Genomic DNA, 20,853 nt, shown 5'->3' on the forward strand with positions numbered 1-20,853 from the left:
CGGAGCGATTCGCTTGGCGGGCTCGTGCTTGTCGGGATCCCCGACACGTCTTCGAGCCCCTGGGCGAGAGAACTGGGTGGGACTGCTTACCAGCGGTAGTGCGCGAAGGCCTTGTTGGACTCGGCCATCTTGTGGGTGTCCTCGCGGCGCTTGACGCTGGCGCCGAGGCCGTTGCTGGCGTCGAGGAGCTCGTTCGTGAGGCGCTCGGTCATGGTGGTCTCGCGCCGCACCCGGGAGTAGCTCACCAGCCAGCGCAGGGCCAGCGTGGTGCTGCGGCCGGGCTTGACCTCGATCGGCACCTGGTAGGTGGCGCCACCGACGCGGCGGCTCTTGACCTCGATGGCCGGCTTGACGTTGTCCAGGGCTCGCTTGAGCGTGACCACCGGATCGGTGCCACCGGTCTTGTCCCGGGTGCCCTCGAGGGCGCCGTAGACGATGCGCTCGGCCACCGAGCGCTTGCCGCTCAGCAGGATCTTGTTCACCAGCTGGGTGACGAGCGGGGAGTTGTAGACCGGGTCGACCACGAGCGGACGACGCGGCGCAGGACCCTTGCGGGGCATACTAGATCTCCTCTTTCTTCGCGATGGGGATGCCCCCGCGCGTGGGGGAGCTCATCACGACTTGTCCTTCTTCGCGCCGTAACGACTGCGCGCCTGCTTGCGGTTGCGAACGCCCTGGGTGTCCAGCGAGCCGCGGATGATCTTGTAGCGGACGCCGGGGAGGTCCTTCACCCGGCCGCCACGCACGAGCACGATCGAGTGCTCCTGCAGGTTGTGGCCGACACCCGGGATGTAGGCGGTGACCTCGATGCCGCTGGTCAGGCGCACGCGAGCCACCTTGCGAAGGGCCGAGTTCGGCTTCTTCGGCGTGGTGGTGTAGACGCGGGTGCAGACACCGCGGCGCTGCGGGGAACCCTTCAGCGCCGGGGTCTTCGTCTTGCCGATCTTGTCCTGCCGGCCCTTGCGGACCAGTTGCTGGATCGTAGGCATGCGGCCTGCAATCTCCTCGCTCGCTCGAGTTGTGCTCGTGACGTCGGTGCTCGTTAGGGCACGTGGCCCCGGCGATTCCCCTGCTGTTGTCTTGTCCGCCGTCCGATCCCCGAGGTCGGGCGTGTCGCCCTCGCTCAGGCCAGCCCGTGGTGGATTCCTCGGTCTGGACGGATGGCCCCGCGCGACGGCACTGCCGCGCACAGGTCGGGGCCCGGATTCCTCCGGGCACAAGAGGCAAGCCTACCCGGGGGCGCGGCGTGATTCCAAATCGCCCCCGCCCCTGAAGTTGTGCCCCCGCGGCGCACCGTACTCCGGCCACCCGGCGAGCCCGGGACCGAAGTGGCGTGAGCGAGAGTAAGAGTCGCGCGGGTACAGGTCGTCACCCGGGCAGCAGGCCGCCGCGGACGCACGGAACGGGCCGGCCCCCGAGGGAGCCGGCCCGTCCTGACGTGCTGCCGTGGACTACCGGTAGTCGTCGTAGCCGAACTCGTCCAGCGGGACGGCCGGCCCGAGCCCACCGGCACCGCCGAAGCCCAGGTAGTCGTTCTCGTCGTACCCGGCCATCGAGAACGCCGCGGCACGGGCCTCCTCGGTCGGGTTGACCTCGACGTTGCGGTACCGGGCGATGCCGGTGCCCGCCGGGATCAGCTTGCCGATGATCACGTTCTCCTTCAGCCCCACCAGCGAGTCGCTCCGGGCCGAGATCGCCGCGTCGGTGAGGACCCGGGTCGTCTCCTGGAACGAGGCCGCCGACAACCACGAGTCGGTGGCCAGCGAGGCCTTGGTGATGCCCATCAGCACCGGACGGCCGGACGCCGGCTCGTGACCTTCGGCCACGACCCGCCGGTTCTCCGCCTCGAACGCGCTGCGCTCGACGAGCGAACCCGGCAGGAACTCCGTCGCACCGGACTCGATCACGGTGATGCGCTTGAGCATCTGCCGGATGATGACCTCGATGTGCTTGTCGTGGATGGCGACACCCTGCGACCGGTACACCTCCTGGACCTCACGGACCAGGTGCAGCTGCACCTCGCGCGGGCCCATGATGCGCAGCACGTCGTGCGGGTTGACGGCGCCGGTGACCAGCTGCTGGCCGGCCTCCACGCTGTCGCCCTCGCCGACGAGCAGCCGGGCCCGGCGGGTGATCGGGTACTCGCGCTCCTCGGACCCGTCGTCCGGCGTGATGACCACGCGGCGCGAGGAGCCCTTGGTGCCGTCGGACTCCTCGATACGGACCCGGCCGGATGCCTCGGCGATCGGGGCGACGCCCTTGGGAACGCGCGCCTCGAACAGCTCGGCCACACGGGGCAGACCGTGCGTGATGTCCTCACCGGCGATGCCGCCGGTGTGGAAGGTCCGCATGGTCAGCTGGGTGCCGGGCTCGCCGATCGACTGGGCGGCGATGATGCCGACCGCCTCGCCGACGTCCACCAGCTTTCCGGTCGCCAGCGAGCGGCCGTAGCAGGTGGCGCACGTGCCGAACGCCGACTCACAGGTCAGCACCGAGCGGACCCGCACGTCGGACACGCCGGCCTTGACCAGCTCCTCGATCAGGACATCGCCCAGGTCGGAGTTCGCCGAGGCCAGCACCTTGTTGCCGACCTTGACGTCCTCGGCCAGCACGCGGGCGTACGCCGAGGTCTCCACGTGCAGGTCCTTGACCAGCACGCCGTCCGGACCGGGCGCCGCGATGCTCAGGCCCACGCCGCGATCGGTGCCGCAGTCCTCCTCGCGGATGATCACGTCCTGGCTCACGTCCACCAGCCGCCGGGTCAGGTACCCGGAGTCGGCGGTCCGCAGCGCGGTGTCGGCCAGGCCCTTACGGGTGCCGTGCGTGGAGATGAAGTACTCCAGCACCGACAGCCCCTCGCGGAAGTTGGACTTGATCGGGCGCGGGATGATCTCGCCCTTGGGGTTCGACACCAGACCGCGCATACCGGCGATCTGCCGCATCTGCATCATGTTCCCGCGGGCACCGGAGTTCACCATGATGTACACGGTGTTGGTCGCCGGGAAGTTGTCCTCCATCTCCTGGGCGACCTCGCTGGTGGCCTTCGTCCACACCTCGACGAGCTCCTGACGGCGCTCCTCCTCGGTGATCACACCACGCTGGTACTGCTTCTCGATCTTGTCCGCGTCCTTCTCGTAGCGGTCCAGGATCTCGGCCTTGCGCGGCGGCGTCACGACGTCGTCGATGGCGATCGTGATGCCCGAGCGGGTCGCCCAGTGGAACCCGGCCGACTTGAGCGCGTCGAGCGTCTGCGCCACGGTGACCTTCGGGTACCGCTCGGCCAGGTCGTTGACGATCTGCCCGAGCTCCTTCTTGGTGACGTCGTAGTTGACGAACCGGTAGTCCGCCGGCAGCAGCTCGTTGAACAGGCAGCGCCCGAGCGAGGTGTCGACCAGCATCCGCTCGCCCGGCTGCCAGCCTTCGGGCGCGGTCCATGGTGCGCCCTTGCCGTTGTCGACCGCGGCGATGCCGGACAGGCGCACCTTGACCGGCGCCTGCAGGTCCAGCGTCTTGGTGTCGCGAGCCATGATCGCCTCGGCGGCCGAGCCGAACACGCGCCCGGCACCCTCGCCGGTCGGCTTGAGCGCGGTGAGGTGGTACAGCCCAAGGATCATGTCCTGGGTCGGCATCGTCACCGGCCGGCCGTCGGACGGCTTGAGGATGTTGTTCGTCGACAGCATCAAGATGCGGGCCTCGGCCTGCGCCTCCGCGCTCAGCGGCAGGTGCACGGCCATCTGGTCACCGTCGAAGTCGGCGTTGAAGGCGGTGCAGACCAGCGGGTGGATCTGGATCGCCTTGCCCTCGACCAGCTGCGGCTCGAACGCCTGGATGCCGAGACGGTGCAGCGTCGGGGCGCGGTTGAGCAGCACCGGGTGCTCGCGGATGACCTCCTCCAGGACGTCCCACACCACCGGCCGCGCCCGCTCGACCATCCGCTTGGCGCTCTTGATGTTCTGCGCGTGCGAGAGGTCGACCAGCCGCTTCATGACGAACGGCTTGAACAGCTCGAGCGCCATGCCCTTGGGCAGGCCGCACTGGTGCAGCTTGAGCTGCGGGCCGACGATGATCACCGAACGGCCGGAGTAGTCGACGCGCTTGCCGAGCAGGTTCTGGCGGAACCGCCCCTGCTTGCCCTTGAGCAGGTCGGACAGCGACTTGAGCGGGCGGTTGCCCGGCCCGGTGACCGGACGGCCGCGGCGGCCGTTGTCGAACAGGGCGTCGACGGACTCCTGCAGCATCCGCTTCTCGTTGTTCACGATGATCTCGGGCGCGCCGAGGTCGATCAGCCGCTTGAGGCGGTTGTTGCGGTTGATCACGCGGCGGTACAGGTCGTTCAGGTCGGACGTGGCGAAGCGGCCACCGTCCAGCTGCACCATCGGGCGCAGGTCCGGCGGGATGACCGGGACGCAGTCCAGGATCATGCCGGTGGGCGAGTTGGTGGTGGACAGGAACGACGCGACCACCTTGAGCCGCTTGAGCGCGCGGATCTTCTTCTGCCCCTTGCCACTGCGGATCGTCTCGCGCAGCGACTCGGCCTCGGCGCTCAGGTCGAAGTTCTTCACCAGCGTCTGCAGCGCGCCGGCGCCCATGCCGCCCTCGAAGTAGTCGCCGAAGCGGTCGCGCAGCTCGCGGTAGAGCAGCTCGTCGCTGATCAGCTGCTTGACCTCGAGCTTGCGGAAGGTGTCCATCACCTCTTCGAGGCGGTCGATCTCGCGCTGGGCGCGGTCACGCAGCTGGCGCATCTCGCGCTCGCCGCCCTCGCGCACCTTGCGGCGCACGTCGCTCTTGGCGCCCTCGGCCTCGAGCTCGGCCAGGTCGGTCTCGAGCTTCTTGGCGCGGGCGTCGATGTCGGCGTCGCGCTTCTTCTCCAGCGTCGACTTCTCGGCGCTGACCTCGGCCTCGAGGGTCGGCAGGTCGCGGTGCCGCTCGTCGTCGTTGACGGCGGTGATCAGGTAGGCAGCGAAGTAGATGATCTTCTCGAGGTCCTTGGGCGCCAGGTCCAGCAGGTAGCCCAGCCGGGACGGCACGCCCTTGAAGTACCAGATGTGGGTGACCGGCGCGGCCAGCTCGATGTGGCCCATCCGCTCGCGGCGCACCTTGGCGCGGGTGACCTCGACGCCGCAGCGCTCGCAGATGATGCCCTTGAAGCGCACCCGCTTGTACTTGCCGCAGTAGCACTCCCAGTCCCGGGTGGGGCCGAAGATCTTCTCGCAGAACAGCCCGTCCTTCTCCGGCTTGAGGGTCCGGTAGTTGATCGTCTCGGGCTTCTTGACCTCGCCGTGGCTCCACTGGCGGATGTCATCCGCGGTGGCCAGGCCGATACGCAGCTCGTCGAACACGTTGACGTCGAGCAAGGTTCCTACCTTCTGTGGGTGTTGCAGTTCGTGCTGGTTGGGCTTGGCCCCGTAGCAGGGCGACACGCCGCGGCGGTGCCTGCTACGGGGCCAACTCTCAGACTTCTTCGACGCTGGACGGTTCGAACCGGCGGGACAGGTCGATGCCGAGCTCTTCGGCGGCGCGGTACACGTCGTCGTCGGTGTCGCGCATCTCGACCGTCTGCCCGTCGCTGGAGAGCACCTCGACGTTCAGGCACAGCGACTGAAGTTCCTTCAGCAGCACCTTGAACGACTCCGGAATGCCCGGCTCGGGGATGTTCTCGCCCTTGACGATCGCCTCGTACACCTTGACCCGGCCGAGGATGTCGTCGGACTTGATGGTGAGCAGTTCCTGCAGCGCGTACGCGGCGCCGTAGGCCTGCATCGCCCAGCACTCCATCTCACCGAAGCGCTGGCCACCGAACTGTGCCTTACCGCCCAGCGGCTGCTGGGTGATCATCGAGTACGGGCCGGTCGAGCGGGCGTGGATCTTGTCATCGACCAGGTGCAGCAGCTTGAGGATGTAGGTGTAGCCGACGCTGACCGGCTCCGGGAACGGCTCGCCGGAGCGGCCGTCGAACAGCCGCGCCTTGCCGGTGGACCCGATCAGCTGGACGCCGTCGCGGGTCGCCTTGGTCGAGGCGAGCAGCCCGGTGATCTCCTCCTCGCGCGCACCGTCGAAGACGGGCGTCGCGACCTTGGTGTCCGGGTCGCCCTGCCAGGCGTGCTCGGGCAGGTGGGCGGCCCACTTGGGCTTGCCCTCGACCTGCCAGCCGGTCTTGGCCACCCAGCCCAGGTGTGACTCGAGCACCTGGCCGACGTTCATCCGGCTCGGCACGCCGAGCGGGTTGAGCACGATGTCGACCGGGGTGCCGTCCTCGAGGAACGGCATGTCCTCCGGCGCCAGGATGATCGAGATGACGCCCTTGTTGCCGTGCCGGCCGGCCAGCTTGTCGCCCGGCTGGATCTTGCGCTTCTGGGCTATGTAGACGCGGACCAGTTCGTTCACCCCGGCGGGCAGCTCGTCGCCGTCCTCCCGGCTGAACACCCGGACGCCGATGACCTTGCCGGCCTCGCCGTGCGGGACCTTCAGCGACGTGTCGCGGACCTCGCGGGCCTTCTCGCCGAAGATCGCGCGCAGCAGCCGCTCCTCCGGGGTCAGCTCGGTCTCGCCCTTCGGCGTCACCTTGCCGACCAGGACGTCGCCGGGCACGACGTCGGCGCCGATGCGCACGATGCCGCGCTCGTCGAGGTCGGCCAGCACCTCTTCGGAGACGTTCGGGATGTCCCGGGTGATCTCCTCGGCGCCCAGCTTGGTGTCGCGCGCGTCGACCTCGTGCTCCTCGATGTGGATCGAGGTGAGCACGTCGTCCTGCACGAGACGCTGGTTGAGGATGATCGCGTCCTCGTAGTTGTGGCCCTCCCACGGCATGTAGGCGACCAGCAGGTTCTTGCCCAGCGCCATCTCACCGTTGTCCGTCGACGGACCGTCGGCGAGCACCTGGCCCACCTCGACCCGGTCGCCCTCGTTGACGATCGGCTTCTGGTTGAAGCTGGTGCCCTGGTTGGAGCGGGCGAACTTGGCCAGCCGGTACGTCTGGTGCGTGCCGTCGTCGGCCATCACCGTGATGTAGTCGGCGGACAGGTCGGTGACCACGCCGGCCTTCTCGGCGGTGAGTACGTCGGACGCGTCGACCGCGGCGCGCAGCTCCATGCCGGTGCCGACCAGCGGCGACTCCGAACGCAGCAGCGGAACCGCCTGGCGCTGCATGTTGGCGCCCATCAGGGCCCGGTTCGCGTCGTCGTGCTCGAGGAACGGGATCATCGCGGACGCGACCGACACCATCTGGCGCGGCGAGACGTCCATGTAGTCGACGTCGTCCGGCTCGATCAGGTCGACCTCGCCGCCCTTCTTGCGGCACAGCACCTTGCCCTCGGTGAAGTTGCCGTCGGCGTCGATGATCGCGTTGGCCTGGGCGATGACGTGCTTGTCCTCCTCGTCGGCGGACAGGTAGTCGATCTGGTCGGTGACCCGGCCGGCGGTGACCTTGCGGTACGGCGTCTCGATGAAGCCGAAGGCGTTCACCCGCCCGTAGGACGCGAGCGAGCCGATCAGGCCGATGTTCGGGCCTTCCGGCGTCTCGATCGGGCACATGCGGCCGTAGTGCGACGGGTGCACGTCGCGGACGTCCATGCCGGCTCGGTCGCGGGACAGGCCACCCGGGCCGAGCGCGGACAGCCGGCGCTTGTGGGTCAGACCGGCGAGCGGGTTGGTCTGGTCCATGAACTGCGACAGCTGGCTGGTGCCGAAGAACTCCTTGATGGAGGCGACGACCGGCCGGATGTTGATCAGGGTCTGCGGCGTGATCGCCTCGACGTCCTGGGTGGTCATCCGCTCGCGGACGACGCGCTCCATGCGGGACAGCCCGACCCGGATCTGGTTCTGGATCAGCTCGCCGACCGTGCGCAGCCGGCGGTTGCCGAAGTGGTCGATGTCGTCGGTCTCGTAGCCCTCGTCACCCTGCGCGAGGTGCACCAGGTACTCGATGGTGCGGACGATGTCGTCCTCGGTGAGCGTGCCGGTCGAGATCGGCGCGTCGACGCCCAGCTTCTTGTTGGCCTTGTAGCGGCCCACCTTGGCCAGGTCGTAGCGCTTGGGGTTGAAGAAGAGGTTCTCCAGCAGCGCCTGCGCCGACTCGCGCGTCGGCGGCTCGCCCGGGCGCAGCTTGCGGTAGATGTCCAGCAGCGCCTCGTCCGAGGACGCGATGTGGTCCTTGTCGAGGGTGTCGGTGATCAGCTTGGACCAGCTGAAGTGCTCGCGGATCCGGTCCTCGGTCCAGCCGAGCGCCTTCAGCAGCACGGTGACCGGCTGCCGGCGCTTGCGGTCGATGCGGACGCCCACGGTGGAGCGCTTGTCGACGTCGAACTCCAGCCACGCGCCGCGGCCCGGGATGACCTTGACGGAGTAGACGTCGATGTCCGACGCCTTGTCGATCGTCCGGTCGAAGTAGACGCCGGGCGAGCGGACCAGCTGGCTGACGACCACGCGCTCGGTGCCGTTGATCACGAAGGTGCCCTTGCGGGTCATCATCGGGAAGTCGCCCATGAACACCGTCTGGCTCTTGATCTCGCCGGTGGTGTTGTTGGTGAACTCGGCCGTGACGAACAACGGGGCCGCGTAGGTCATGTCCTTGTCCTTGCACTCCTCGATCGACGCCTTGACGTCCTCGAAGCGCGGGTTGGAGAAGGACAGGCTCATCGAGCCGGAGAAGTCCTCGATCGGGGACAGCTCGGTGAGGATCTCGGCCAGACCGGAGTGCTCCGGTGTGGTCGAGTCGGAGATGCGCGCCTGCCAGGCCTCGTTGCCGACCAGCCAGTCGAAGGACTCGGTCTGCAACGCGAGGAGGTTCGGCACCTCCAGCGGCTCGCGGATCTTGGCGAAGGACGTCCGGGGCGGTGAACCCGGGATACCGAACGACTTGCCGTGTGTGGAACTTGACTTACCGGAGCGGGAGACTGCCAAGATGCGTCCTTCCAAGGACTACTGACCGGGCCGAACTGCGCAGCCCCGGGCACCACAAAACAGGCCGCTGAGGTTGTCCAGACGGTCCGAAGGGTGGCAGAGGGCAGCGCAAAGTTGCAGTCTAGCAACTTTGGGCATGGCGAGCAAGGCCACCCCCCGCGACCGAGCCGACCTCGGCGCCGCGGTCCCGGCGACCGACGGCCACCGCCTCCTGCGTGCGCCCCAGCCGAGTACTTCAGCCAATGGCGTGTGCAGAAAGGGTGCCTCGCCGATGCCCCTGCGTCAAGCATTTCCGCCGATCTCAAACGCCGCGAGAACCGCCAAAGCGCGCACGCAGGTCAGCGACCGACCGTTTCGTGGGCGGCAGCACCACCCGGTGCGGCCTCCGCCGAAGATCCGCGCGCCGCCGTGTCGGCCGACTCCAACGCGATGAGCTCCCCCGCCGAAGTGCCGCGCGCCGCCGTAGCGGCCGACCACAACGCGATGAGCTCCCCCGCAAGCGGGAGGTACCCCCAGCGCGAAGAGCCCGCGCCGGCGCGAGCGAAGCGAGCTTGCCGATCGGCCCGCGCGATCCTCCCCCGCCGGCTACGCCTCGACTGGCGGGGGGACCCCCAGCCGCTTTGGGGCGGTCGCAAGGTCTGAGCCGCGCGGATCAAATCGGCGCGGATTCAGGCAGCCGGCGCGTACTCGTAGTTGGCGACCAGCCAGTGGCCATGGCTTTGCTGCATCGTGACCCGGGCGCTGAAGATCGACAGCTTGGGGGCGTTGGAGCCGGTCTGGCTGTTCGTCGTGGACAGCTGGCCGAAGATCAGCACGGTCCACTGCGAGCCGTCCTTGCTGATCGACTCGATCCCGGCACTGTTGACCTGGGCGGTCTGGGTGAACTGGACCTTGGCGGCCTGCGGCTTGATCAGCTTCTCCATGGCGGTGCGGTACTGGCCGGTCAGCTTGCCGGTGGTGCAGGCCAGCCCGCTCTTCTCCGCCGCGTCCAGCTTGCGGTAGTCGTAGGTGTTCATCGTGGCCATGCAGGTCTTCGCGGCGGCAAGCACCTCGGTGCGCTGGTGCTGGACGTCGACGTGCGGCGTGGCCCACCAGATGCCGTGGCTGGCGGTGACGCCGAAGCCGAGCAGGACCACGACCAGTGCCGCCAGCAGGCCGGCCGGCAGCCAGGCGAGCCGGCCGGGTGAGTCCGGGCGGTTCCGCTCCCGCGCGGGCGCCACGGACCTAGGTGTAGTCGGTTCGGGCGCCACCGACTGCGGCGCGGCCGCCTCGGGTGCGACCGGCGCCGCCTCGGGTGCGGCCGGGCCGGGCCGGGGAGCGGGTCGCGCCGCACCCGGCGTGGGCCGGCCGCCGATGCGGCGCGCCCGGCTGGCGGCCCCGGGGCCCGGTGTGGGGCGCGTGGCCGGCTGCTCGGTCCGCTGCTCGTCGGCGTCGTTCATGACAGGTCGATCCCCTGCAGGTCGGACGCGAGCCACTTGGAGCCGGAGTGCACCATCGTCAGCTGGATGCGCTTGGGGATGGCCGCCGACGTCTTGCCCGTGTCGTCGACCCGATAGCCACTTGCCACGACCAGAACCAGCAGCCCCTTGACCGGGCTGCCACCCTCCAGCGCGACGTCGCTCACGGTGGCCTTGATGTCGAACTTGTTCTTGGTCAGTTGCACCAGCGTCGTGGCCTTGTCCTTCTGCAGATCACTCTTGAGTTGGCCGGTGACCCCGGCCAGAGCGCGGGCGAAGTCGGCGTCGAAGCGGGCCCGCGAGTAGGTCAGCAGGTTCACCGTCTGCACCGCGGCGGCCTTGAGCGCAGCCTGCTCGCCGGAGCTGAAGGCGGCTGCCGGAGCGGCCTTCTCGTGCCGGTCCCGGGCCGGGTAGACCACGACGAACAGCAGCACGGCGAGCACCGCCGCGACGACGGCCAGCACGCCGGCGGCGACCCACGGGGGACGCGCCAGCGGTTCGCGTACAGATGCCATCGTCTACCTCGAATTCTCAGGTCCGCGCTACCGGCCGGCGCCGCGGACGTGGTGCCCGGGGGCAGGTCAGTTCAGCGCGGTGGTCAAGATCGCGATCCAGGACCGGTCACCGAGGATCGCGGCGCGACCGCCGACGTCCCCCAGTCTGACAGTGTTCGCCGTGGTGGCGCGGGGGTAGGCGACCCCGCCGCCGGACTCGCTGATCGGGTCGCCGCCGGGCACATTGGCCGAGCCGCGCACGCTCGTCCCGCTGCTGACCGGCGCGGTGCAGCGGGCACCCACGTTCGGCGCCTTCGGCTCGGTCTGGCTGGGCTGGCGGCGGTCGGTTCCGCCGTACCCCTGGCCGCCCTTTTTGGGGTCGCCACAGTCCGGCGGGTCCATCTGGGACTGCAGCACGAATCCCAGCCGGCCGCAGGTGGCGTTGCCGCACGAGCCACCGGTGCCCAGGGAGGTCTGCCCGCCCGCGGCGAGCGCCGGGTACAGCTCGAGGATCTCCTCGATCCCGTCGAGGTGGCGCACCAGCACGTCGCCCAGGGACGCCAGGTTGGCCAGCGTGGCACCCAGGTCGGTCCGGTTGTCCTTGATGAAGCTGCCGATGACCGACACGTCGGCCGGGCCGTTGCGCAGCAGCTTGCGGATGTCGCCGTCGCTCGCCTTCAGCTGCTGGGACAGCAGGTTCAAGCTGTGCGTGAAGCTCTGCAACGGCTGCGCCTCGGCCAGCTGGGTGTCCAACACCTTCGCGGCCGACTGGATGAGCGCGATGGTGCTCGGCAGGTTCTGCTGCGCCGTCTCGAGCACGTTGTTGGACGAGTCCAGCAGCGAGCCCAGCGCCTCGCCACGGTTGGCGAACGCCTTGCCCAGCTCGGTGACGGTCGTCTGCAGCGACGGGATGTCGACCGAGGTGACCAGCGCGTCCAGGTTGGTCATCAGCTGCTGCGCCGATACCGGGATGCGCGTCTTGTCCATCGTGATGATCTCACCGCCCTTCAGGTACGGCCCGGTACCGTCGGGCGGGACGAGGTTCACGTACTGCTCGCCGATCACCGACCGGTCCGAGACCGTGGCGGCGGTGCTGACCGGGATCTTCGGGTCGTTGCAGTCGTCCAGGTGCAGGTCGACCTTGACGCCCTTGTCGATCAGGCTCAGCCGGCCCACCCGGCCGACGGTCACACCGCGGTAGGTGACCTCGGCGTTGGTGAAGATGCCGCCGGAGTCGGGGAACTCGGCGCTGATGGTGCAGGCGTCCGATCCGATCCCCCGGAACAGGCCGACGTACTCGGCGCTCACGTACGACACGCCCACCAGGGTCAGGACGACGAACAGGATCAGCTGGACCTTGACCGATCGACGCAGCATCAGCTCATCACCTGCCCACTCCGATCAGCGCGGGCTGCAGCGAACTTGCCCCGGACGAGTCCGTCGTCAGCGGCGTCGCGGCTACGTCGCCGGCCCCGGCGGGCACCAGGTTGCACAGCTTCTTGTTCAGCCCGCACAGCTCGTTCGTGAGGTTGAAGTCGAGATACAGGTGCAAGTTGGCGTAGTCGCCGCGGATCATTTCGGTGGTCTTGCCGACCGGGAACGGGAAGCTGAGCGCCACCTTCATCGCCCTGGGCAGGTTCTGGCCGGCCGCGGCGAGCTCGTGCAGCACCGGGGTGAGACTGTTCAGCGAGGAGACGAAGTTCTGCTCGGTTCCGGTGATCACCCGGGTCGCGACGTCACCCAGGTTGGCCAGGCTGGAGAGCATCGTGACCAGCTGGCCGCGCTCGTCCTTGAGGATCTGCAGCGCCTGCGGGAAGGTGTCCAGGGCGTTCACGATGGTGCGCTTCTGCGCGTTGAGGCTGACGGCGAGCCGGTCCAGCGCCTCCAGTGCGTCGACGATGTCGTTCTTCTGGCGATCCAGGGTGCCGACGAACGTGTTCAGCTGACCCAGCAGGTCACGGACGGCGCCCTCGTTGCCCTTGAGCGCCTTGTTCAGCTCGGTGGTGATGATCCGGATCTGCTGCAGGCCGCCGCCGTTGAGCAGCAGCGAGAGCGCCCCGAGCACCTCCTCGACCTCCGGCGCGCTGCCGGTGTGATCGATCGGGATGACCGAACCGTTCTTCAGCTCGGTCGCGGCGGGCTTGTCGGTCGGCTGCTGCAGGGCGACGTACTTCTCCCCCAGCAGCGAGGTCATCTTCACCTCGGCGCGCGCGTTCGCCGGAAGCTGGACGTCGCGGTTGACCAGCAGCGTCACCCGGGCCGTCCAGCCGTTGGTGGCCGGATCCCCGCTCCGGCTGCCGTCCTCGGCCGCACTGAGCCGGATCGACTCCACCTTGCCGACGGCGACGTCGTTGACCTTGACCGCCGACTGCGGCACGAGGTCCAGTACGTCGCGGAAGTAGACGGTGACGTGGTACGGATGCGCGCCCAGGTCGGCGCCGCCGGGCAGGTCCGCGCTGTACAGCCCGGAGAACCCGCAGCCGGACAGCGTCACGGCTGCTGCGGCGAGGCCGGCGACCCCGGCGAGGACGATCCCACGGCGCGCCATCAGCCACCACCTACCGGGATCAGGCCGCCGAGGCCGCCGTCGAGCAACTGCTGGATCAGCGCCTGCAGCGCGGCCGGATCCACGCCGGACGGCAGCGAGCCGCCGCCGGGAAGCTTGGCGATCACCTGCTGGCAGGTCTTGGCGATCTCGCCGGTCAGCGGCCCGAGCAGGTTGCCGACCGGCGCGAGCAGGCCGCCGGCGTTCAGCAGCAGGCAGATCTGGCCGGGGTCGGTGATGGAGGCGAGATTGCTCCGGGTGCCGACGACGCCGAGGTCGTCCTGGTACGCGTGCACCAGGTTCGCGAGCGCGATCGGCCCGACCGCCAGCGTCTCGTTGATCGACGCCTTCTGCTTGATCAGGACCCCGGTGATGTCCTTGAGCCCGCTCAGATCGGTGTGCACCTTGGCGGCGTTGTCGTGGACGAACGTGGCGACCGAGTCCAGGGCGTTGCCGAGATTGTGCAGCGCGGCTCCCAGGTCGGCGCGCTCGTTCGCCAGATCGCCGGCGACCTGTGCCAACTGCTCCTCGAAGTGCCGGACCTGGGTGTCGCTCGCGGCGAGCGCCTGGGTGAACGCCTGCAGGTTCTTCACCGTGCCGAACAGGTCCTCCCGACCGTCGGAGAGGGTCTTGGCCGCCTGCGACAGCGCGGTGATGCTCTGGCCGAGCGCGGCGCCGTTGCCCTGCAGGTTGGCGGCCGCGACCTTGACGAACGTGTCCAGCGCACCGTCGGAGTTCGCGCCGTTCGGGCCGAGCGCGGTCGAGAGCTTGTCCAGTGCGGCGTAGATGTCGTCCAGCTCGGCGGGCGAGGCGGTGCGGGACAGCGGGATCGTGGCGCCGGAGGCGAGCTTCGGACCGCCGTTGTACGCCGGCGCCAGCTGGACGTAGCGATCGCTGACCAGGGAGTTCGCGATGATCACCGCGACCGCATCGGCGGGGACGTCGTACTTGCTGTCGTACTCCAACTTGACCGCGACCGAGGCACCCTGCGGAGTGACGTTGTCGACCTTGCCGACCTTCACGCCCAGGATCTCGACCGGAGTGCCGGGATACACGCCGACCGCGGACGCGAAGTGCGCGGTGACCGAGCGGGTCCCGCGACCGCCGAGCAGCACGTACAGCCCGACGCCGAGCGCGACCGCGACGACGACTACCCCGACCACGACCCTGGTCAGGTTCGCGGACAGCCTGGCGATCATGAGCCGCCCCCGACGAGCAGCCCGACGACGCCGCCGGCGCTGAAGTTCTGGATGTAGTTGTCGAACCAGCGTCCGTTGCCCAGGGTGTTGTTGAAGACCCGGTAGAACGGGCCGAGCAGCGCCAGGCCGCGGTCGAGGCTGTCCTGGTTCTTCTGCAGCAGGGTCAGCAGGCCGTGCAGCTGGTCCAGCAGCGGGCCGAGCGTCTTCTGGTTGTCCGCGACCAGACCCTGCAGCTGGGTCGACAGCGTCGTGGTGTTCACCAGCAGCGAGTGGATCGCGGCCCGCCGGTTGTTCAGCTCGTCCAGCAGCAGGCCACCGTCCGAGATCAGTTTCTGCAGGTCGGCGTCGCGGGAGGCGAGCACGCCGGTGACCTCGTTGGCCTTCTGCAGCAGGTTGCGCAGCTGCGCGTCCCGCGAGGCGATGGTGTTGGACAGCCGGGTCATTCCGCTGAGCACGTTCTGCACCGAGGCCGGGGTGCCCTTGAAGTCGTCGGACAGCACCCCGAAAGCCTTCGCGAGCGCGCCGGTGTCGATGTCCTGCACGGTGTGGGTCAGCTCGGTGAAGGCGGGGTACACGTCGAACGGCGAGGTCGTGCGGGACAGCGGGATGGTCGCACCGGGCCGCTGTTTCGCGGTGCCCGTCGAATCGACGGACAGGTACTTCGCACCGAGCAGCGTCTTCAGCTTGATAGCCGCGGTGCTCCGGTCACCGATGAAGGCGCTCTTGACCCGGAAGGTGACCTTGACCTTGTTGCCGGCCAGGGCGACCTCGTCGACCTCACCCACCTTCACGCCGGCGACCCGCACCTCGTCACCGGAGCGCAGCCCCGCGGCTTCGGAGAAGTACGCACTGTACGAGGTGCCGCCGCCGATCAGCGGCAGCTTGCTGGCATTGAACGCGGCCCACAGGATCACCAGGATGAGCACCAGGCCGATGGCGCCGATCGGCGTGGGGTTGCGCGCGCTGAACGGCTTGCCGCCGATGTTGGTGCGGCGGGTCTTGACCGGCTCCGACTCGGCGGCCGGCGGCGTCCGGGGCTCGCTCACGAGTTGCACCTCGCAGCCGTCGTCGTCGGCACCAGCCCGAGGTCCAGGCTCTTGGCGCCGCCGGGCAGCGTGATCGCGCCGGTGATCGAGCACAGGTAGAAGTTGAGCCAGGACCCGTAGCTGGCCGTGCGGATCAGGCCGGCCACCGTCGGGGGCAGATCCTGCAGGAAGGTCTGCACCGTCCCGCTGCCCTGGTTCAGGTTGCCGACGAGGCCGGTCAGTTCGGTGATGTCCTTCGCCAATGGGCCGCGCGCCTTGGTGAGCAGCCCGGCCGTTGAGGTGGCCAGGTCGTTGATTCCGTTGATCGCGTTACCGATCGTGGTGCGGTCCTGGGCCAGCCCGGACACGAACCCCTGCAGTTGCACGATCAGGTTCGACAGTTCCGCATCGCGGCTGCCGACCGTGGTGAGCACCGAGCCGAGGTTGGTGACGACGTCCCCGATCACCTTGTCCTTGTCGGCCAGGCTGTTGGTCAGGTCGCCCAGGGTGCTCAGGAGCAGCTCCAGGCTGCCGCCCTCACCCTGCAGCGCCGAGATGATCTCGCCGGACAGCTGGTTGATCTGGTCGGCGGCCAGACCCTGGAACAGCGGCTGGAAGCCGGCGAACAGCACGGTCAGGTCTACAGCGGGGTGGGTCTGACTCTCCGGGATGACCGCGTTCGGCTTGAGCGTCGCGTTGCTGTCTCCGGGCCCCTGCGCGATGTCGAGGTAGCGCTGGCCGACTAGGTTGCGGTAGCGCAAGGTCGCCTCGACCGACGTCGGCAACGGCCGCGACTTCTGCACCGAGAAGGTGAGCTGCGCCTTGTCGTGGTCGACGACCTTGATGCCGCTGACCGAGCCGACCCGGACCCCGGCGATGCGCACGTCGTCGCCGACGGTCACGCCCGAGGCGTCGGAGAAGATCGCCTTGTAGGAGTTCGTCGACCCGAAGCTGCTGTTGGCGATGGTCGCGCCCAGGACGTACGTGGCGAACGCGGTCACGATCAGGAAGATCACCAGCTTGATCAGCGGTGACAGCAGGCCCCTCATTTGGGGCCCCCGCAAAAGTGCGGAGCGCTCTTTGCGGAGCAGTTTTGTGGGATGTTCATGAGATGTCCACCGTCTGGCCGCGCAGCAGCGGCGCGGCGAGGGCCGTGGCGATGTCCGGGACATGATCGGGCGTGGTGCCGAGCGTGCCGGCGACCAGCGAGTCGACCAGCGCGTTCTCCGCCGGCGAGCCCAATGCCTCCTGTGAGTTCAACGCCCGCTGCGACTGCGAACTGGTCTTGGTCTGCCCGCACGGCGCATCGGTCAGCGCGGCGCCGTCGTTCATGCACTGGTACTTCGCCGGCGTCCTGAACGGCACTGCCGGGTGCGGCAGTCCCATGCAGCTCGGGCCGTACCCGGTCACCAGTCGTGGTTGCTCGCCCGGCTTGTACTTGCCCATGCTCGTGAAGTCCAGCTGCGCGCTCAACTGGAACTGGTGGTTCTGGATCGAGGCGTCCGCCCGGTCGGCGAGCGTGTTCAGCCCGGCCAGCAGGCAGGTGTACTCGGGCGAGTACTCGGCGAGCAGGCCGTAGACCTTGTCGGTCGTTCCGACGAGCCGGATCAGGTTCTGCTCGTTGTCGGCGAGGAAGCTGGTGATGATCGTGGACGTTCCGGTTACCGACGTCAGCAGGTCGTCGAGCCGTTGCTTGTTCTCGATCACCGTCTTCGCCGACGTCTGCAGGTTCTGCAGTGTCGCCGCGATGTCGGGGACCACGCCGTTGTACTCGAGCGCGACCTGGCCGAGCTTCTTCAGGTCATCGACCATGGCCTTGGTGTGCGGGTTGAACGCCTTGAGGTAGTTGTCCAGGCCGACCAGCGTCTGGCCGAGCTTCTCGCCGCGCCCCTGCAGTGCCGTGGCGAGCGCGGTCAACGTGGCGTTCAGTTCGGCCGGCTTGACGGCCTGCAGCAGTGGCAGCAGGTCGCCGAGCACCTTCTCGGTCTCCAGCGCGCCCTGCGAGCGGTCCTGGCTGATCTCGTCGCCGTCCTCGATCGCCGGGCCCGGTTGTGGCGGGATGGTGAGCGAGACGTACTGCTCGCCGAACAGTGTCTTGGGCAGGATCTGCGCCGACACGTTCTTCGGGATCAGCTTCACCCGGCCGGGGTCCAGCGCCAGCGTGACACTCACGCAGGTCAACGTCTCGCGCACGCAGGCGCCGGATCCGGAGTCGACGTGCACGCTCTTGACGTAGCCGACGATGATGCCCCGCTCCTTGACGTCCGACTCCTCGACCAGTTGGTTGCCGGTGTGGTCGGTCTTGAGCGTCACGGTGACGACGCTGGTGAACGTCTTGTTGTAGAAGGCGATCGACAGCGCCACCAGAGCGATGACCACGACGATGTACAGCAGGCCCAGAGCCCGCCGCCGCAGGATCGCCGTCACCGCCTCCTTCGCCACCGCCGTCACCCGGCCAACCGGACGCTGGTGGTGGAACCCCAGATGGCGAGGGAGAGGAAGAAGTCGACGAGCGTGACCGCGGCGATCGCGGTGCGCACCGCGCGTCCCACGGCGACGCCGACGCCGGCCGGGCCGCCCTTCGCGGTGTAACCGAAGTAGCAGTGCGTCAGCACGATCACGACCGAGAAGACGAGCACCTTGAAGAAGGACCACACGACGTCGCCCGGCGGCAGGAACAGGTGGAAGTAGTGCGAGTACGTGCCGGCGGACTGGTCGAAGTAGTAGACCAGGATCACGTAGGTGGCGAAGTAGCTGGACAGCAGCCCGATCACGTACAGCGGGATGACCGCGATGAACCCGGCGACGATCCGGGTGGTCACCAGGAACGGCAGGCTGGGCACCGCCATCACCTCGAGCGCGTCGATCTCCTCGGAGATCCGCATCGCGCCGAGCTGGGCGGTGAAGCCGCAGCCGACCGTTGCCGACAACGCGAGTCCGGCGACGAGCGGGGCGATCTCGCGGGTGTTGAAGAAGGCCGAGATGAAGCCGGAGTAGGAGGCGATGCCGAGCTGGTCGAGCGCGGCGAAGCCCTGCAGCCCGACCTCGGTGCCGGTGAAGAAGCTCATCGCCGCGATGACGCCGACCGTGCCGCCGATGACCGCAAGCGAGCCGCTGCCGAACACCACTTCGGACAGCAGCCGCAAGACCTCCTTCTTGTACCTGCGGATCGTGCGCGGCGTCCAGGCCAGCGCGCGCAGGTAGAAGGACATCTGCGCGCCCAGCTGGTCCAGCAGGCTCACTGGAGCCCGCACCACCCGGCGCGCGGAAGCGAGGACGTCGGTGCCGGCCATCACGAGCCCTTCGCCGGAACGATCTGGAAGTACACGGCGGTGATGACGAAGTTGACGAAGAACAGCAGCAGGAAGGTGATGACGACGGACTGGTTGACCGCGTCACCGACGCCCTTCGGGCCGCCACCGGCGTTGAGTCCCTTGTAGGACGCGACGACCGCGGCGATGATGCCGAAGATGAACGCCTTCAGCTCGCCGGCGTACAGGTCGGGCAACTGCGCCAGCGCCGAGAAGCTGGCCAGGTAGGCGCCCGGCGTGCCGCCCTGCAGCACGACGTTGAAGAAGTAGCCACCCGCGGTGCCGACGACGCACACCAACCCGTTGAGCGCGACGGCAACCAGGGTGCAGGCGAGCACCCGTGGCACGACCAGGCGCTGCACCGGGGAGATGCCGAGCACCTCCATCGCGTCGATCTCGTCGCGGATCTTGCGGCTGCCGAGGTCGGCACAGATCGCCGACCCGCCGGCGCCGGCGATCAGCAGGGCGCACACGATCGGGCTCGCCTCGCGCACGATGGCGAGCACGCTGGCGGCACCGATGAACGACTGCGCGCCGATCTGCCGCGCCAGGCTGCCCAGTTGCAGCGCGATGACCGCGCCGAACGGGATCGCGACCAGGGCGGTGGGCACGATCGTCACGCTGGCGACGAACCAGGCCTGCTGGATGAACTCGCGGAACTGGAACGGCCGGCGGAACGTCAGCCGGAACACGTCCAGGAACAGGGCGAACAGGCGGCCCGCCTGACGCACGCCCCCGACCGGCGAGAGGGCGACCATCAGCCCTGCTCCGCGGGCACCGAATCGGTCTGCCCCGAATCGTGAACCGGGTCGGACACGGTGTCGTGGACCCACGACGGGTGACTCGCCCCCCGGGCCGCGTCGCGAGCCTGGGACTGCTCGCGTTCCTCCTGGTCCAGCAGGTCGCGGATCGCCACCTGCGCCTGCGCGGGCAGCGTGTGCAGCATGTCCAGCACCCGCTGCTGCCGCCGGCCGACCGCCCTGCGCTCGGGCAGGCCGGGCGAGGGCTGCATCTGCGGCGGGATGCCGGTGACGTCGTCCACGCCCCCGGCGTTGTGACCGGCCGCGAACATGGCCTGCTCGGCGGCCATGGTGGCCGAGTCCTTCTCCTCGCTCATCCCGATCGGGCCCTTCATCGAGCCGTTCAGGAACTGCTTGACCACCGGTTCCTCGCTGGTGAGCAGCACCTCGCGCGGGCCGAACATGACCAGCTCGCGGCGAAAGAGCATGCCCAGGTTGTCCGGCACGGTACGGGCCAGGTTGATGTTGTGGGTGACGATTAGGAAGGTCGCGTCGGTGACCGCGTTCAGGTCCATGAATAGCTGGCTGATGTAGGTGGTGCGCACCGGGTCGAGGCCGGAGTCCGGCTCGTCCACCAGGATGATCTCCGGCTCGAGGACGAGCGCGCGGGCCAGCCCGGCCCGCTTGCGCATGCCTCCTGAGATCTCCCCCGGCAGCTTCTTCTCGGTCCCGGTGAGGCCGACCATCTCCAGCTTCTCGGCGACGATGCCGGCGATCTGCTTCTCCGACTTGCGGGTGTGCTCGCGCAGCGGGAAGGCGACGTTGTCGAACAGGTTCATCGAGCCGAACAGCGCGCCGTCCTGGAACAGCACCCCGAACAGCTTGCGGGTCTCGTACAGCCGGCGCTCGGAGCAGTGGGCGATGTCGACGTCGCGGATGACGATCGAGCCCTTGTCCGGCTTCAACAACCCGATCAGCGACTTGAGGAACACCGACTTGCCGGTGCCGGACGGGCCGAGCAGCACCGAGACCTCGCCCGGCGGCAGGGTCAGCGTGACGTCGCCCCAGATGCGCTGCTTGCCGAAGGACTTGGTCAGGTCGGTGACCGCAACCTCGACGCCCACGTGAGGCCCCTTCCAGCCGTCGTCCGCCGCGCAACCCGGCAGTTGTGCAGCGACCTACCC

The 20,853-nt window shown here is 68.6% G+C and carries 15 protein-coding genes; all 15 read right to left on the minus strand.

The window, feature by feature from the left end; translation table 11 throughout:
* Nucleotides 1-86 precede the first annotated feature (86 nt).
* Nucleotides 87-560 (minus strand): 30S ribosomal protein S7, encoded by a 474-nt coding sequence (gene rpsG, locus M6B22_RS08925; RefSeq protein ID WP_269445415.1) that lies wholly within the window; start codon nucleotides 558-560, stop codon nucleotides 87-89.
* Nucleotides 561-614: 54 nt separating this feature from the next.
* Complete coding sequence (rpsL, locus tag M6B22_RS08930) at nucleotides 615-989, minus strand: 30S ribosomal protein S12 (protein ID WP_269445416.1); 375 nt, start codon at nucleotides 987-989, stop codon at nucleotides 615-617.
* A gap of 462 nt (nucleotides 990-1,451) precedes the next feature.
* Complete coding sequence (locus M6B22_RS08935) at nucleotides 1,452-5,354, minus strand: DNA-directed RNA polymerase subunit beta' (RefSeq protein WP_269445824.1); 3,903 nt, start codon at nucleotides 5,352-5,354, stop codon at nucleotides 1,452-1,454.
* A gap of 97 nt (nucleotides 5,355-5,451) precedes the next feature.
* Nucleotides 5,452-8,898: a DNA-directed RNA polymerase subunit beta gene (gene rpoB, locus M6B22_RS08940; RefSeq protein WP_269445417.1), complete on the minus strand. Its 3,447-nt coding sequence runs from the start codon at nucleotides 8,896-8,898 to the stop codon at nucleotides 5,452-5,454.
* Nucleotides 8,899-9,566: 668 nt separating this feature from the next.
* A complete protein-coding gene (locus M6B22_RS08945) occupies nucleotides 9,567-10,337 on the minus strand; it encodes a hypothetical protein (protein WP_269445418.1) in 771 nt (256 codons plus the stop codon).
* Nucleotides 10,334-10,870 carry a hypothetical protein gene (locus M6B22_RS08950; RefSeq protein WP_269445419.1) on the minus strand — a complete coding sequence of 179 codons (537 nt, stop codon included), beginning with the start codon at nucleotides 10,868-10,870 and terminating at the stop codon, nucleotides 10,334-10,336. The genes M6B22_RS08945 and M6B22_RS08950 overlap by 4 nt, the downstream gene beginning before the upstream one ends.
* Nucleotides 10,871-10,936: 66 nt before the next feature.
* Complete coding sequence (locus M6B22_RS08955; protein ID WP_269445420.1) at nucleotides 10,937-12,226, minus strand: MCE family protein; 1,290 nt, start codon at nucleotides 12,224-12,226, stop codon at nucleotides 10,937-10,939.
* A gap of 7 nt (nucleotides 12,227-12,233) precedes the next feature.
* Nucleotides 12,234-13,397, minus strand: coding sequence for an MCE family protein (locus M6B22_RS08960; protein WP_269445421.1), 1,164 nt, complete (start codon nucleotides 13,395-13,397; stop codon nucleotides 12,234-12,236).
* Nucleotides 13,397-14,593, minus strand: coding sequence for an MCE family protein (locus M6B22_RS08965; protein WP_269445422.1), 1,197 nt, complete (start codon nucleotides 14,591-14,593; stop codon nucleotides 13,397-13,399). Before M6B22_RS08965 ends, M6B22_RS08960 begins: the two co-directional genes overlap by 1 nt.
* The gene (locus tag M6B22_RS08970) at nucleotides 14,590-15,639 is read right to left on the minus strand and encodes an MCE family protein (RefSeq protein WP_269445423.1); all 1,050 of its coding nucleotides are present in this window, start codon (nucleotides 15,637-15,639) and stop codon (nucleotides 14,590-14,592) included. Before M6B22_RS08970 ends, M6B22_RS08965 begins: the two co-directional genes overlap by 4 nt.
* Nucleotides 15,636-16,667 (minus strand): MCE family protein, encoded by a 1,032-nt coding sequence (locus M6B22_RS08975; RefSeq protein WP_269445424.1) that lies wholly within the window; start codon nucleotides 16,665-16,667, stop codon nucleotides 15,636-15,638. The genes M6B22_RS08970 and M6B22_RS08975 overlap by 4 nt, the downstream gene beginning before the upstream one ends.
* Nucleotides 16,668-16,722: 55 nt before the next feature.
* Nucleotides 16,723-18,069 carry an MCE family protein gene (locus tag M6B22_RS08980; protein WP_269445425.1) on the minus strand — a complete coding sequence of 449 codons (1,347 nt, stop codon included), beginning with the start codon at nucleotides 18,067-18,069 and terminating at the stop codon, nucleotides 16,723-16,725.
* Nucleotides 18,066-18,911, minus strand: a complete 846-nt coding sequence (locus tag M6B22_RS08985; RefSeq protein ID WP_269445426.1) for an MlaE family ABC transporter permease — start codon at nucleotides 18,909-18,911, stop codon at nucleotides 18,066-18,068. Before M6B22_RS08985 ends, M6B22_RS08980 begins: the two co-directional genes overlap by 4 nt.
* A complete protein-coding gene (locus M6B22_RS08990; RefSeq protein WP_269445427.1) occupies nucleotides 18,911-19,687 on the minus strand; it encodes an MlaE family ABC transporter permease in 777 nt (258 codons plus the stop codon). The genes M6B22_RS08985 and M6B22_RS08990 overlap by 1 nt, the downstream gene beginning before the upstream one ends.
* Complete coding sequence (locus tag M6B22_RS08995) at nucleotides 19,687-20,793, minus strand: ABC transporter ATP-binding protein (RefSeq protein WP_269445428.1); 1,107 nt, start codon at nucleotides 20,791-20,793, stop codon at nucleotides 19,687-19,689. Before M6B22_RS08995 ends, M6B22_RS08990 begins: the two co-directional genes overlap by 1 nt.
* Nucleotides 20,794-20,853 lie beyond the last annotated feature (60 nt).

The sequence above is a fragment of the Jatrophihabitans cynanchi genome (genome assembly GCF_027247405.1).
Taxonomy (GTDB): Bacteria; Actinomycetota; Actinomycetes; order Mycobacteriales; family Jatrophihabitantaceae; genus Jatrophihabitans_B; species Jatrophihabitans_B cynanchi.